This is a genomic window from Streptomyces sp. TAA040 (assembly GCF_000424845.1).
This window is the reverse complement of sequence record NZ_AUKR01000006.1, coordinates 240402-253501: the sequence shown is the minus strand read 5'-3', so window position 1 is coordinate 253501 and position 13100 is coordinate 240402. Positions and strand designations below refer to the sequence as shown.

Annotated in this window: 14 protein-coding genes; 3 read left to right on the top strand and 11 right to left on the bottom strand. The window is 71.3% G+C overall.

The features are described 5' to 3' along the window. Nucleotides 1-29: 29 nt before the first annotated feature. Complete coding sequence (gene phoH2, locus H300_RS0106855; protein WP_028426848.1) at nt 30-1352, bottom strand: RNA 5'-3' helicase PhoH2; 1323 nt, start codon at nt 1350-1352, stop codon at nt 30-32. 468 nt (nt 1353-1820) lie between these two features. Then, nucleotides 1821-2597 (bottom strand): isoprenyl transferase, encoded by a 777-nt coding sequence (locus H300_RS0106850; RefSeq protein WP_028426847.1) that lies wholly within the window; start codon nt 2595-2597, stop codon nt 1821-1823. Nucleotides 2598-2756: 159 nt separating this feature from the next. On the opposite strand from H300_RS0106850, the gene mgrA reads away from it, so the two are divergent. Then, nucleotides 2757-3812, top strand: coding sequence for an L-glyceraldehyde 3-phosphate reductase (mgrA, locus tag H300_RS0106845; protein ID WP_028426846.1), 1056 nt, complete (start codon nt 2757-2759; stop codon nt 3810-3812). Nucleotides 3813-4513: 701 nt separating this feature from the next. On the opposite strand, the gene H300_RS0106840 is transcribed toward mgrA, so the two are convergent. Beyond that, a complete protein-coding gene (locus H300_RS0106840; protein ID WP_028426845.1) occupies nt 4514-5236 on the bottom strand; it encodes a prepilin peptidase in 723 nt (240 codons plus the stop codon). A 342-nt stretch (nt 5237-5578) separates the two neighbouring features. Between H300_RS0106840 and H300_RS32210 the strand changes: the two genes are divergently transcribed. Next, a complete protein-coding gene (locus tag H300_RS32210; RefSeq protein WP_051269655.1) occupies nt 5579-5878 on the top strand; it encodes a DUF192 domain-containing protein in 300 nt (99 codons plus the stop codon). Between the two features lie 202 nt (nt 5879-6080). Here H300_RS32210 and H300_RS0106830 read toward each other — a convergent pair whose 3' ends face one another. Continuing rightward, the gene (locus H300_RS0106830; protein WP_028426844.1) at nt 6081-6509 is read right to left on the bottom strand and encodes an OsmC family protein; all 429 of its coding nucleotides are present in this window, start codon (nt 6507-6509) and stop codon (nt 6081-6083) included. A gap of 284 nt (nt 6510-6793) precedes the next feature. Next, nucleotides 6794-7531 (bottom strand): SDR family oxidoreductase, encoded by a 738-nt coding sequence (locus tag H300_RS0106825; protein ID WP_028426843.1) that lies wholly within the window; start codon nt 7529-7531, stop codon nt 6794-6796. A gap of 93 nt (nt 7532-7624) precedes the next feature. On the opposite strand from H300_RS0106825, the gene H300_RS0106820 reads away from it, so the two are divergent. Further along, nucleotides 7625-8488 carry a LysR family transcriptional regulator gene (locus tag H300_RS0106820; RefSeq protein WP_028426842.1) on the top strand — a complete coding sequence of 288 codons (864 nt, stop codon included), beginning with the start codon at nt 7625-7627 and terminating at the stop codon, nt 8486-8488. 146 nt (nt 8489-8634) lie between these two features. Here H300_RS0106820 and pip read toward each other — a convergent pair whose 3' ends face one another. From pip to H300_RS0106800, 6 genes are all read right to left on the bottom strand, one after another. Next, nucleotides 8635-9603 (bottom strand): prolyl aminopeptidase, encoded by a 969-nt coding sequence (gene pip, locus H300_RS0106815; RefSeq protein WP_028426841.1) that lies wholly within the window; start codon nt 9601-9603, stop codon nt 8635-8637. A gap of 122 nt (nt 9604-9725) precedes the next feature. After that, entirely contained in the window at nt 9726-10337 is a 612-nt protein-coding gene (locus H300_RS0106810; RefSeq protein WP_028426840.1) for an OmpA family protein, read from the bottom strand. A gap of 5 nt (nt 10338-10342) precedes the next feature. After that, entirely contained in the window at nt 10343-10933 is a 591-nt protein-coding gene (locus H300_RS29840) for a hypothetical protein (RefSeq protein ID WP_486583587.1), read from the bottom strand. Between the two features lies 1 nt (nt 10934). Next, nucleotides 10935-11477, bottom strand: coding sequence for a hypothetical protein (locus tag H300_RS31410; protein ID WP_158678331.1), 543 nt, complete (start codon nt 11475-11477; stop codon nt 10935-10937). A gap of 44 nt (nt 11478-11521) precedes the next feature. After that, nucleotides 11522-11698 carry a hypothetical protein gene (locus H300_RS31770; RefSeq protein ID WP_028426839.1) on the bottom strand — a complete coding sequence of 59 codons (177 nt, stop codon included), beginning with the start codon at nt 11696-11698 and terminating at the stop codon, nt 11522-11524. A 486-nt stretch (nt 11699-12184) separates the two neighbouring features. Continuing rightward, nucleotides 12185-13075, bottom strand: coding sequence for a type II secretion system F family protein (locus H300_RS0106800; RefSeq protein ID WP_028426838.1), 891 nt, complete (start codon nt 13073-13075; stop codon nt 12185-12187). Nucleotides 13076-13100: the final 25 nt, after the last annotated feature.

The window sequence follows — 13100 nt, the reverse complement described above, 5'->3', positions numbered from 1 at the left end:
GAGTGCCGCGACGGCGGATCGGGAGCGGATCAGATGTGGCCCTCCTCCAGCATCTCCGTCACCAGAGCGGCGATCGGCGACCGCTCGGACCGGCTCAGGGTCACGTGGGCGAACAGCGGGTGCCCCTTCAGCTTCTCGACCACCGCGACCACTCCGTCGTAGCGACCGACCCTGAGGTTGTCGCGCTGGGCGACGTCGTGGGTCAGCACCACCCGGGACCCCTGCCCGACCCGGGAGAGCACCGTCAGCAGCACGTTGCGCTCCAGGGACTGCGCCTCGTCGACGATGACGAAGGCGTCGTGCAGCGAGCGGCCCCTGATGTGGGTCAGCGGCAGCACCTCCAGCATCCCGCGGGCCACCACCTCCTCGACCACCTCACGCGTCGTCACCGCGGAGAGGGTGTCGAAGACCGCCTGCGCCCACGGCGACATCTTCTCGTCGGCGGTGCCCGGCAGGTAGCCCAGGTCCTGGCCGCCCACCGCGTAGAGCGGGCGGAAGACCATCACCTTGCGGTGCTGCCGGCGTTCCAGCACCGCCTCCAGTCCGGCGCAGAGTGCCAGCGCGGACTTGCCCGTACCGGCCCGGCCGCCCATCGAGACGATGCCGATGTCCGGGTCGAGCAGCAGGTCCAGCGCGATGCGCTGCTCCGCGGAGCGCCCGTGGATCCCGAACGCCTCCCGGTCGCCGCGCACGAGCTTCACGCGGCCGTCCGGAGTGACCCGGCCGAGTGCCTTGCCCTTCTCCGACTGGATCACCAGCCCGGTGTGCACCGGGAGCCCGTCCGCCTCCGGCAGCGAGACCACGTCCGAGGCGAAGAGTTCGTCGACGTGGCCGCCGGGGAGCGTCAGCTCGCTCATGCCCGTCCAGCCGGACTCGGTGACCGCCAGTTCCGCGCGGTACTCCTCGGCCAGCAACCCGACCGAAGAGGCCTTGATCCGCAACGGCAGGTCCTTGGAGACGACGGTGACGTCGTACCCCTCGGCCTGGAGGTTCCTGGCCACCGCCAGGATGCGGGAGTCGTTGTCCCCCAGCCGAAAGCCGGCGGGCAGGATGCCCGGATCCGTGTGGTTCAGTTCGACCCGGAGCGTGCCGCCGACCTCCCCGATCGGGATGGGCGCGTCCAGACGTCCGTACCGGACGCGGTACTCGTCGAGCAGCCGGAGGGCCTGACGGGCGAAGTAGCCCAGCTCGGGATGGTGCCGTTTGGCCTCCAGTTCCGTGACCACCACGACGGGCAGCACGACCTCGTGCTCCTCGAAGCGGGCCATGGCCGACGGATCGGCGAGTAGGACGCTGGTGTCGATGACATAGGTGCGCCGGTCGTGGTCGCGGCGCTTCTTGCTGGTCACCACGGATGGACGAACCCCCTCGGAAGAGGTCGGTACGCGACGTCGGCGTCGCGGGGGAAGAGCCGGGCTCGAACCGCTCTGCACGGGCCGGGGCACCGGCCCTCCGCGTCCTCCGCACCGGGTGCGCGGATGTCCGTGGCTAGCAAAGGGCCTCCCGTGGGCCGGGACCCGTGAATGGGGTTCCGGCCTGGTGACGGTATTCCCACGTTCCTGCCCGCGCATGCCCCAGTGTGGCCGGGCGGGTGAGTGAACAGCGCACGACCGGGGCACGGACCCCGTTGGATCGGGCTTCACAGAGATCGCGACGGGGTGGCGGAGCGCCCCGGAGAAGCGGCGACCGCAGAGGCGGAGCGCCGCGAACGCGCGGCGCTCCGGGCTGCCGCTGCGACGGGCGGCGCCGGGAGGGGACGTCGGACGGCGGCCGGCGGTGTGTGCGCCGCCGCTGTCCGCGGGAGGGCCGCGCCGGGGCGCTCAGCTCCCGTAGCGGCGGTGGCGGGCGGAGTAGTCCCGCAGCGCCCGGAGGAAGTCGACCTTGCGGAAGGCCGGCCAGAAGACCTCGCAGAAGTAGTACTCCGAGTGCGCACTCTGCCAGAGCATGAAGCCGGACAGGCGCTGCTCCCCGCTGGTGCGGATCACCAGGTCCGGATCCGGCTGCCCGCGGGTGTACAGGTGCTCGGCGATGTCCTCGACGCTCAGGGTCTCGGCCAGGTCGGCGAGCCGCTCACCGCGTTCCGCACGCTCGGCGAGCAGCGAGCGGACCGCGTCCGCGATCTCCTGTCGGCCGCCGTAGCCGACCGCCACGTTGACGACTATCCCCGTGCGGTCCGCCGTCGCCGACTGGGCGTCCTTGAGCACCCGCTGGGTGTGGTCGGGAAGCAGGTCGGGATTGCCGACGTGGTGGACCCGCCAGCGACCGTCCGCGGCCAGCCCGCGCACGGTGTCCTCGATGATCCCGAGCAGCGGATTCAGCTCCACGGCCGGGCGGTCCAGGTTGTCGGTGGAAAGCATCCAGAGCGTGACCACGCGCACGTCCGTCTCGGCACACCAGCCGAGCATCTCCTGGATCTTCTCCGCGCCCGCCCGGTGGCCCTGCTCCGTCGTGCCGCCCGAAGCCTTGGCCCACCGGCGATTGCCGTCCAGGATGACGCCGATGTGGCCGGGCACCTGCGCATGGTCGAGATGGCCCTCGACCCGGCGGGAGTAGAGCCGGACCACAAGCTCGCGCAGCTTCGCCTTCATCTCCGCCATACGCCCTTCCCGCGCTTACCGTTCCCGCTCCCCGCTCCAAGCCCTGGGAAGCCTACTGCCACTCGGGGGCCCGGTCCGCACGCCCACTGTCACAGCTCGGTGATAGTCGGCGTCCCCAGCGGTGGTCCGCGCCACGGACCCACGTGATAGGCAGTGGTCATGAGCGATTCCTCCCCCGACACCCCGCACTACCGCGCCGCCGACAGCCGCTACGACACGATGCAGTACCGGCGCAGCGGCCGCAGCGGTCTGAAGCTTCCCGGCATCTCGCTCGGACTGTGGCACAACTTCGGCGACGACCGCGCACTGGACACCCAGCGGGCCATCCTGCGGCGCGCCTTCGACCTCGGCGTGACGCACTTCGACCTCGCCAACAACTACGGCCCGCCGCCCGGCTCCGCCGAATCGAACTTCGGCAAGCTGATGGCCCAGGACTTCCGCCCGTACCGGGACGAGCTGATCGTCTCGACCAAGGCAGGCTACGACATGCACCCCGGCCCGTACGGCGAGTGGGGTTCCCGCAAGTACCTGCTCTCCTCGCTCGACGCCTCGCTGCGGCGGATGGGCCTGGACTACGTGGACATCTTCTACTCGCACCGCTTCGACCCGGACACCCCGCTGGAGGAGACCATGGGCGCCCTGGCCTCCGCGGTCCAGCAGGGCAAGGCCCTCTACGTCGGCCTCTCCTCGTACAACTCCGCCCGCACCCGCGAGGCGGCCGGCCTGCTGCGGGAGAGGGGGGTGCGCCCGCTCATCCACCAGCCGTCCTACTCCATGATCAACCGGTGGACGGAGGAGGACGGCCTGCTGGACACCCTCCAGACCGAGGGCATGGGCTGCATCTCCTTCGCGCCACTCGCCCAGGGCCTGCTCACCGGCAAGTACCTCCGCGGCATCCCGGAGGGCTCCCGGGCCACCCAGGGCAAGTCGCTGGATCCCGGACTGCTCACCGAGGAGGTGCAGGAGCGGCTGCGCGGACTGAACGCCGTCGCCGAGCGGCGCGGCCAGTCGCTCGCCCAACTCGCCCTGAACTGGGTGCTGCGCGACCCCCGGATGACCTCGGCCCTGATCGGCGCCAGCAGCGTCGGGCAGTTGGAGTCCAACGTCGCGGCACTGGCGGCCGAGCCGCTCAGCGAGGCCGAGTTGGACGAGATCGACGGCTATGCGGTCTCCCAGCCCGGGACCAACATCTGGGCCCGCAGCAGCGACAGCTGACACCGGGCACCGGGCACCGGGCACCGGGCACCGGGCACCGGGCACCGGGCACCGGGCACCTGGCACCGACGCAAGGGCGGGGCCGTTCGGGCTTCCGGGCCGCTCGGGCTTCCCGGGCGGCGGACAGGAAAGCGGGCCGGTCCGTGGGGGGAGACGGACCGGCCCGAGGGGGGGGGGGGTTCCACCCTAGCCCCCTGCCGGCGCAGGGGGCGGACGTCGGCCCCGTGTCGGGCTCGGAGCGGCCGAACCGGCACGGCCCGACGGGCGCCCTCCGCACCGCGGGGGCCGGTGCCGCGCGGCGGCCCGGCCGCCCCGACGACCTCCGGGCGGGCGCCTCACGCCTGCCTGCGACGGCTCCCACCTGCCCGGTCGGGAGCGCGGGACCGACCGGCGCGTGCGGCCCGCAGGCGGCGCGCGGCCCGCTCCGGCGGCCGGGTGGTGAGCGCCGGTGGAGCAGTGGGCCATCCGCTCGAACAGATCTGCGGGAGCTGAGTCCGTGGCCCCGCATTGACCCCGAGCCACCGGTCTCCGGCCCCCGCGCCCCGGGGCCGCGCGCACATGGTGCCCCGGGCGCGACCCGGGACCGCGCGCAGGTCCCGCCCGGGGCCGCACACGTCCGGCCCGAGGCCGCGCGCAGGTCGCGGGCGGGGCCCTCGGAGGCGGCGGCCCGGCCCGGAGCGCCCCAGGGGGAGAGAGCGGACCTACCGGGCTCCGAGCAGCACCCCCAGGTAGGCGCCTGCCAGCATGAACGGCCCGAAAGGCATCGGAGTGCGCCGCCCGGCCCGGCCCAGGACGATCAGTCCCACCCCGTACCCGGCCCCGAACAGGAAGCCGATCAGTGTGCCGGCGAACAGAACGTCCCAGCCGTACCAGCCGAGCACCGCACCCACCGGAACCGACAGCTTCACGTCGCCGAATCCCATCCCCCGGGGATTGACGAGGAACAGCAGCAGGTACCACCCGGCGAGTCCCGCCGCGCCCAGCAGCGAACCCGTCCAACTGCCCGCCGTGCCGGGCAGCAGAGCAGCAGCGCCCAGCAGGACGGGGGCGGCCGCCGCGAGCGGCAGGGTCAGCACGTCGGGCAGCCGGTGCACCGCGCGGTCGACCAGCGCCAGCAGCACGAGTGGAGGGAGGAGCAGCAGGAACGCCGCCAACTCCGGCCGCGCCCCCACCACCGCGGCCGTACCGCCGCACAGCACCGCGGTCAGCGCGGCGATCAGGGCCGCCGAGGGCCCGTACGGCGTCCCGCCGCACACGCGGCAGCGGTTGCGGCCCAGCGGGCCGGGCAGCGGATGGCCCTCCGGGCAGTCCGTGGCCCAGGGCTCGCCGGGCACCACCGAGAGCAGATGGGCGGGGCGCGGCAGGAGCGCACCGGCGACGGCACCGAAGGCGGCGGCAGCGAGGACGGTCAGCGGTTCGGCCACCCGGCCGAGCCTACGGGCGCGACGGCCGGGGAAGGCGCGTACGGCCTCCGCCGGCCGGCGGCCGAGCGGGCCCGGGAGCGACGGGAGTTGCCCGGGCGCGCGCGGAGCGGTCGGGAACGCGGCAGGATGGTCGCCGACGCGGGCGGCTCGACCGGGGACGCGCGCGGCGCGAGCGAGGAGGAGGCGACCGTGCACCGTGCAGGCAGGCTGACCGACGGACCCGCACTGCTGCGGATCGTGCACCACGAGGCAGCGCGGGGCGGCAGCTCTCGCGGGTGCCGACCGGACGAGGAGGGCGTCTCTCCCCCGGAGCCGCGGGCCGCGGACCCCGCCGACGTCCCGCTGGAGGTGGCGTCCTCCTACCGCAGGCGCACCCGCGGGCTGCTCGGCCGGGACAGGATCGAGGGCGCGATGCTGCTCACCCCGGCGAGCAGTGTGCACACCTTCCGGATGCGGTTCACCCTCGACGTCGCCCACCTGGACCGCACGTGGCGGGTGCTGTCCGTCCGGACGATGCCCCCGGGACGACTGGGCGTCCTGCACCTGCGGGCACGCCATGTGCTGGAGGCCGAAGCCGGGGCGATGCGCCGGTGGGGGCTCCGGCCCGGGGACCGGGTCCGGGTGCTGCCGCCCCCGGAGTGAGCGCCGGGGCCTGGGCCTGGGCGCCTGGCCGGCTGCCGCCCCTTCCGGGCCGTCCCGCCGGTACGCCCGGGCGCGCCCCGTCCGTGCGCCCCTCCGTGTCGTGCGCGGGGCGGGCCGCACGGCAGCGGCGCCGCCCGCGCAACGACACGGGGTCGTGTGCGGGGCGGCGCCGGACCGGCGACGCCGCCGGTGCTACGGAGGCTCAGACGAGCTTCGCGTCCAGGGTGATGTTCTTGACCCCGGCGAGCGCCTGGCTGATCGGGCAGTTGGCCTTGGCGTCCTCCGCCGCGGCCTGGAACTCCTCCTCGGACAGGCCCGGCACGCTGGCCCGGACGGTCAGCACGATTCCGGTGATGCCCTCGCCCGGCTGGAAGGTGACGTCGGCCTTGGTGTCGACCGAGGTCACCGTGTGGCCCTTGCCGGCCAGACCGTGCGAGAACGCCATGGAGTAGCAGGAGGAGTGCGCGGCGGCGACGAGTTCCTCGGGGCTGGTCCTGCCGTTCGCAGCCTCGGAGCGCGCGGGCCAGCTCACGTCGTAGGTACCGATCCCGGACGTGCTGAGATCCACCGTCCCCTTGCCCTCCAGCAGGTTGCCCTCCCAGTGGGTGTTCGCGGTACGCGTGGTGGCCATGTTGTTTCCTTCCGGAGATGTTGGGACAACGGCACTCGCCATCCTTCCCTCCCGCACCGCTCATGTCGAGCAGCGTCCGGCCGGTCCCTGGCGCTGCGCGTGTCCTGCGGGTACGTCCACCCGGCTGCTCCGGCCCCGCGGGCCCCGCTCGCCCGCTCGTCCGCTCGCCGCGTGCGGCACAAGAAGGTTGGAGGCGAGGCGTTGACGCCGTGTTCCGGGAGCTCCGACCGCTTCCGGGGGCGCGCGAGGCCGGGGCCGCGCGAGCTTCCGAAAGCTCCCGGGAGTCACCAGGGGATGACGCCGGCGTCCTCGAAGAACGAGCCGCTCGGGCCACCGTCGGGCAGCGTCGCGAGCCGGATCGCCGTGGCCGCGCCCTCCTCTGGGGAGCGGGGTGCCTGGAAGCCGGTGAAGTCGGTCGCGACCAGGCCCGGGCAGGCCGCGTTGATCAGGATGTTCGTCCCGGCGAACCGCCGGGCGTACTGGACGGTGACAGCGTTGAGGAAGGACTTCGAGGGCGCGTAGGCCGCCATGACGGGGCCGACCTCGATGTCCGGGTCCGCCTGCCGGGTCAGGGAGGCGACGGCGCTGGAGAGGTTGACGATACGCGGAGACGCCGCGTGCCGGAGCAGCGGCAGCATCGCGTTGGTCACCCGGACGGCGCCGATCACGTTGGTCTCCACAACCCTGCGCACCTCGTCCAGGTCGAGCACGGTCGGGTCCTGCCCCCACCCCGGGCCCGTCGCTCCCGAGATACCGGCGTTGTTGACCAGCGCGTCCAGACTCCCGACCCGGCGTTCGACGAGGTCCGCGGCGGCGGTGACACTCCGGTGGTCGGTCACGTCCAGCGGTACGCCGAACGCGTCCGCCCCGGCGGCGCGCAGCTTCGCGACGGCGTCCGCACGCCGGGCCTCGTCGCGGGCGCCCACTCCCACGCGGTACCCGAGGGCGGACAGCCCCTTCGCGATCTCGTACCCGATTCCCTTGTTCGCGCCGGTCACCAGCGCGCTCTTCTTTTCACTCATGCCGTCGATGCTCACGCGCGGCCGAGCGCCGCGGCCAACACCGATACGGTCCTCTGCCATACCTGGCAGGTATCACAGCGCTACTCTGGAGCCATGGACACCCTGGAGACCCGCGAACTGCGGTACTTCGTGGCGGTGGCCGAGGAGCTCCACTTCGGCCGTGCCGCCGAACGCGTCGGCATCGCCCAGCCACCGCTTTCCCGGGCGATCCAGCGGCTCGAGCGCCGGCTCGGCGTTTCCCTCCTGGAACGCGACCGACGCGGCGTCTCCCTGACCGGTGCCGGAGAGGTCCTGCTGCACGAGGGCCGCGCCGCCCTCGACGCGACGGCCGCCGCCGCTCGCCGCACCTGCCGCGCCGGCGGCGCGGACAGCGCGGGCCGCGCCCGCGAACGGCTGGTGCTGGCGGTGAAGGCCGCCGCCTCCCACGAACTGCTGCAGAGACTCCTCGACGCGTACGCCGCCGAGCCCGAAGCCGCCGAGATCGAGGTGCTGCCCAGCGGCATGTGCGAGCAGGGCGAGATGCTGCGGGACGGTCGCGCCGACGTGGCACTCGTGCACGCGCCGTTCAACTCCCTCGCCGGCTTCGACAGCGAGGAACTGCTGACCGAGGGGCAGATCGCGATCCTGCCCACCGGGCACCCTCTCGCGGCACGCCGGACCCTGTCCCTCGCCGAGGTCCGCGACATTCCCGACCTCCCCCTCGCCCGCTGGTCCCGCCACGGCGCGTACCCGCCCGGCCCGGGACCGGAGATTCACGACCAGACGCAACTGGCCCAACTGATCGCCCTCGGACGCACCACAGCCGTCTTTCCGGAGTCCGCCGCCGCCTGGCTCTGGTCCGAGCACACCGCCGTGCCGCTGTCCGACGCACCCCCCGTCGTCACACACATCGCCTGGCCCGCCCACAGCCGCTCCCTGACCCTGGCCCGGCTGATCCGCACGGCCACCCGACTGTGACCGGCACCGTCGCGCCTCCCCCTCTCGGGCGCCGTCGGGCGCGTGACGGGGCGGGGCAGTCAGGCCCGTGACGGGGCGGGTGCCGACGGGTCGGGGGCGGGGCGGAGCGGGGCGGGGCAGCCGGACGTATCGCGGTCGGGGGCGGGTCAGCCGGCCGACGGACGGTCGGCGAAGCGCTCGGCGGCGGCGAGCAGCGCCTCCTGCGTGGCGCCCTCCCGTGCGCCGTGCCCGGCCCCGTGGATCAGGACCAACTCGGCGTCCGGCCAGTTCTGCGCCACCTGCCAGGCGATGTCGGGCGGGCTGCTCAGGTCCTGCCGTCCGTGGATCAGGACTCCGGGGATACCGGTCAGCCGAGAAGCGTCCACGATCAGCGCACCGTCCGGCAACCAGGCCTCGTGCCGCCAGTAGTGGGTCACCAACCGGGCGAACACCATGCGAAAGGCGGGGTCCTCATACCGGGGATCGGGGCGGTGGTCGGGCCCGGTGACGACATGCGAGTCCTCCCACGCGCACCAGTTTTGGGCGGCCTGCTCCCGGACAACGGGATCCGGGTCGTGCAGCAGACGGCTGTAGGCGTGCACCAGACTCCCGTCGCGGTCCTCCGGCGGCACCCCGTCCCGCAACCGCGTCCACTCCTCAGGGAAGAACCGGCCGACGTCCCGCGTTATCCACTCCACCTCGCGCCGGGTGGTGGTGCCGACGCTGAGCAGAATCACCTCGGAGACGCGGTCGGGGTGCTGCTCCGCGTAGGCCAGCCCGAGCGTCGTCCCCCAGGAGACCCCGGAGACCAGCCAGCGGTCGATGCCCAAGTGCTCGCGCAACTGCTCCATGTCGGCGAGCAGATGACGGGTGGTGTTCTCCCTCAGGCTGACGGTCGGGTCGGCCGCGTTCGGGGTGCTCCGCCCGCACCCGCGCTGGTCGAACTGCACCAGGCGGTAGACGGACGGATCGAAGTAGCGCCGAAACCCCGGGCTGCTGCCGGACCCCGGTCCGCCGTGCAGCAGGACGGCGGGTTTCCCGTCCGGATCGCCCGTCACCTGCCAGTGGACCCGGTGGCCGTCACCGACGTCGAGCATGCCCTCGTCGTGTGGCTCGGTCTGCTCGTAAAGCTGCACTCGGGCTCAGCCCTTCTGCCGATTCGCCGGCGGGATGGTCGGCTGCCCGCCGATCCGTGCAGTGGCCCCAGTCGGCCACCGCGTCAACGGTACGGGTCGGCACCGCGGAGTCGATGTGCGGTCTATTCGGTCCGGGGGAAGGAGACCTCGACCCGCCGGTTCTTCTTCCGGCCCTCTTCCGTGGCGTTCGAGGCGATCGGGTAGTCCTCGCTGTAGCCGCGGATGTTGAACGTCCCGCTGGTGTCGTTCAGATCCACCACCAACCGCTCGTGCACGGCCTCCGCCCGTTCGCGCGAGAGCGTGACGCCGTGCTGGTAGGAGCCGAGGTTGTCGGTGAATCCGAAAATGTTCACCTCCGAGGCGGCCTGTCCGTTGATCTCTCCCGCGATGTCCTTGATGCGGGCGTTCGCCTCACCGTTGAGCTTCGCGCTGTCCCGACCGAAGAGGACCTCGGCCTGAAGCGTGAACTTCGTCTTGGCGTTGGAGTCCTCGCGGCGCTCTTCACCGCCCTCGTCCTCCACCACCTGCACGATGTCGATCACCCGCGCGTCGGCGAGTGTCGCCCCGTCCCGCATCTTCAACTGCGGCGAGGTGCGGTCGATCTCCACCGGCGCGTCCTCGTTCGCCGGAACGTCCGGCGGATCGTCGGCCCGAGCCACCGGAACCACCGCGAACGCCACCACCCCCGCGACCACCGTCGCGAGGACCCCCACCGATGCACGCCGTATCGACATACCCCTCACCCCTCGGAAAGTTCGACAGTCGCAGGCGTCATCCCCGGCAATTGAAATTCCACCTGTGCAACGTTGCTCGGCGGCGCAGGAAATTGGGCGTAGATGGGACGTTCTTCATCGGGCTGAATGTTGGTCAGGCCCGTTGTACAGAGACATTCTCCGTCCGTATCACGCAGGATCAAATAGCGCTTCTTGCCCTCTACATCGACCAGGGTCGCCCCTGATATGGATGACTTGGACTTTACTGAATTCTCCTCCGACCTCCAGCGGTTCGCGATGAGCGGGCGATCTCCTTCATTGACAAGGGTTCCGCTGACAGTGACGAATCCACCCGCTTCACGCTCGGCAGAATGCACCCGAACGACAATATCGTCCGCCCCCCTCAACTCTCCGACAATCGTATCCGTGTCCACATAATTTTCGACACGAGTGGAGCTGGACGAATTCTTGCCACTCTCCTTGGCCTCACCACTACCCTCTTCAACTTCTCCACCACCACCGCTGCAGCCAGCCACAGAGGTCGAAGCAAGCAGAATGGCGAAAAATGATCCGCTGACTCGTCGACGCCCGAAACTCATAAATTCCCTGACTCTCATCTTATTGACCAACGCCGACTAGACGGACAGTAAATATCTCGTCGAAACCACCATCGAGGGAGGGCGATTCGATTTTGATCTCAACAATCCCGTCTTCACAGTCAAAACGAAGCACTTCGCTGTCCTCCGCTCCAACGAAGGTACAGTCCACCTGCAGCGCCGCCGCTGCTCTCGCGACGGCTCTCTGCTCACTGGTTCCTGGTACCACGGATTGACCAACGGAATCAGAGGACTCGACTGCCACAGTAAAGCGGCCCGCTCCCCACGAGCAAGACTCAAGGGTTGCACCGTTGCGCTCGGCAAAGTAACCGGACCGACCGCAGGAGTCAGCCACGCTGAAATCCCGTCGACTCAATATCTCTTCTATGAATTCTGGTTCATCGATCGCCTGCAGAACTTCTGAGATCAACTGGTCACGAGCGTCCTGAGCAGCGGCCAGAGCCGCAGCATCGGCGGCTCCTTGAGTACCGCCGCGCAGGAAAGCGGCCTGCCCCACCGCAAAATAGGCGAAGGCAAGAAAGAGGAGCCCGCCGACCAGGGTCACATATACGGGGAATGCTTGACCCCGGTCCGTGGAGCCGGTCGACCTCAGCCGCCCCCTGTGACGCGACTGATCTGCTGCCCGATAGCCTCTGCAATGGTCGAACCGAAGTCGGTAGTGAGCAGCACGACGATGATGGCGGCTACTACGGCGAGGATGCCGAGGTACTCGACGGCGGTCTGGCCTCTGTCGTCCAGACGGTGGCGGTCCTTCAGGAAGTGCATGGTGGTCTCCCTCTCCGGTCTCGGCCGAGACTGTTGTACCCGTGGCCCGGGAAAGGTACACCCGGTTCCCTGCCCCGGAGACGGCGCTTCGTGCCCAACTCCGCTCCGTCGCGGGGTGTGTGGCGCGATCCGCTCGCTCGGGCGTTCTGTCGCTGCGGGCCGGGGCCGCGGCGCGGCGGGGCACGGCCGGGGGTACGGGCGCGTCCCGGGCCGGCTCGGCGGCGGGGCCCGTACGGGAGTGGTGGGGCATGGATCCCGACCTCCTCTGACTGCCCGGTGTGCTGGTCCCGTCGTGTGCGGCGGCTGGTGCGCTCGGCTGGTCGGTGGCGCCGCACGAGGACGACGGCACCCACGCCCTTCCGCTGAGTGACTCTGCCACAACAGGTTGCGCGTGCGAAGGGCTCCCCGCAAAGTCCCGCCAAAACGAGACAGTTGGCTCAGGCGGAGACACCGCGGTGTGCTTCCTGCGTCCGGCGGGCACCGTGCTCACTCCCCCGTGATTCGGCCGAAGTCGGTCTCGGTGCCGAGGAAGAGACCGGCGACGAGGAGGATCAGGGTCGCGGGAACCATCACCGTGGTGATGACCAGGGTCGCCTTCGGCACTGTCCTGGCAGCCCTGCGGCGGGCACTCTGGGCGTCGGTCCGGCGCATGTCGGTGGCGATGGCGATCAGGGTGTCGACGATGGGTGCGCCGAGTTCCTCGCCCTGCTGGAGCGCGGTGACGAACATGGCGACCTGTTCCGAGTCGTTGCGCCGACGCAACTCCTCGAATGCTTGGCGGCGGCTGACGCCCATGTCCATCTGGCGGAGGGTGATGCGCAGTTCGTCGGCCCACGGGCCCGCGTAGTGGTCGGCCACCCGGTCGAGTGCCTGGCGGAAGCCGAGGCCGGCCGAGACGACGACGGCGAGGACGTCCAGGAAGTCGGGCAGGGTGCGTTCGATCTCGTCCTTGCGGATGCGGATGGCGGCGACGATGCCGACCTCGACCCAGAACAGGCCGAAGGCGACCATCAGGGCGGCGAGCAGGTACTGGCCCCTGGTCACCATGGCGAAAGCGCCGAAGAAGCCGAGGAAGCCGTACACGGCCCGCCGGGCGGCGTAGCGGTCGAGGGTGAGTCCGCCGGGGTTGCCGGCGAGGTCGATGCGGCGGCGCACCGCGTTGACGCGCCTGGCACCCATCAGCCGGAGGACCAGGGGCGCCCAGCGCATGCCGAGGCGGTCGACAGCGGAGCCGACGGGGGTGGTGCGGCTGGCGCCGACCTCCAGGGCGACGGCCAGGTCACCGGGGAGCCTGGTCTCGGCGCGGTACATCCGCACTCCGAGCAGGACCCCGGTGGCGCAGAGCGCGGCTGCCAGGGCGAGCAGCAGTCCCGTCATGGTGTCTTCCTTCCTCCCCTCGGAC

Bases quoted from the DNA above. Each gene is read 5' to 3' on its own strand.
- H300_RS0106850 (WP_028426847.1), bottom strand. From the start codon at position 2,597: ATGGCGGAGATGAAGGCGAAGCTGCGCGAGCTTGTGGTCCGGCTCTAC.
- mgrA (WP_028426846.1), top strand. From the start codon at position 2,757: ATGAGCGATTCCTCCCCCGACACCCCGCACTACCGCGCCGCCGACAGC.
- H300_RS0106830 (WP_028426844.1), bottom strand. From the start codon at position 6,509: ATGGCCACCACGCGTACCGCGAACACCCACTGGGAGGGCAACCTGCTG.
- H300_RS0106825 (WP_028426843.1), bottom strand. From the start codon at position 7,531: ATGAGTGAAAAGAAGAGCGCGCTGGTGACCGGCGCGAACAAGGGAATC.
- H300_RS0106820 (WP_028426842.1), top strand. From the start codon at position 7,625: ATGGACACCCTGGAGACCCGCGAACTGCGGTACTTCGTGGCGGTGGCC.
- H300_RS0106810 (WP_028426840.1), bottom strand. From the start codon at position 10,337: ATGTCGATACGGCGTGCATCGGTGGGGGTCCTCGCGACGGTGGTCGCG.
- H300_RS29840 (WP_486583587.1), bottom strand. From the start codon at position 10,933: ATGAGAGTCAGGGAATTTATGAGTTTCGGGCGTCGACGAGTCAGCGGA.
- H300_RS31770 (WP_028426839.1), bottom strand. From the start codon at position 11,698: ATGCACTTCCTGAAGGACCGCCACCGTCTGGACGACAGAGGCCAGACC.
- H300_RS0106800 (WP_028426838.1), bottom strand. From the start codon at position 13,075: ATGACGGGACTGCTGCTCGCCCTGGCAGCCGCGCTCTGCGCCACCGGG.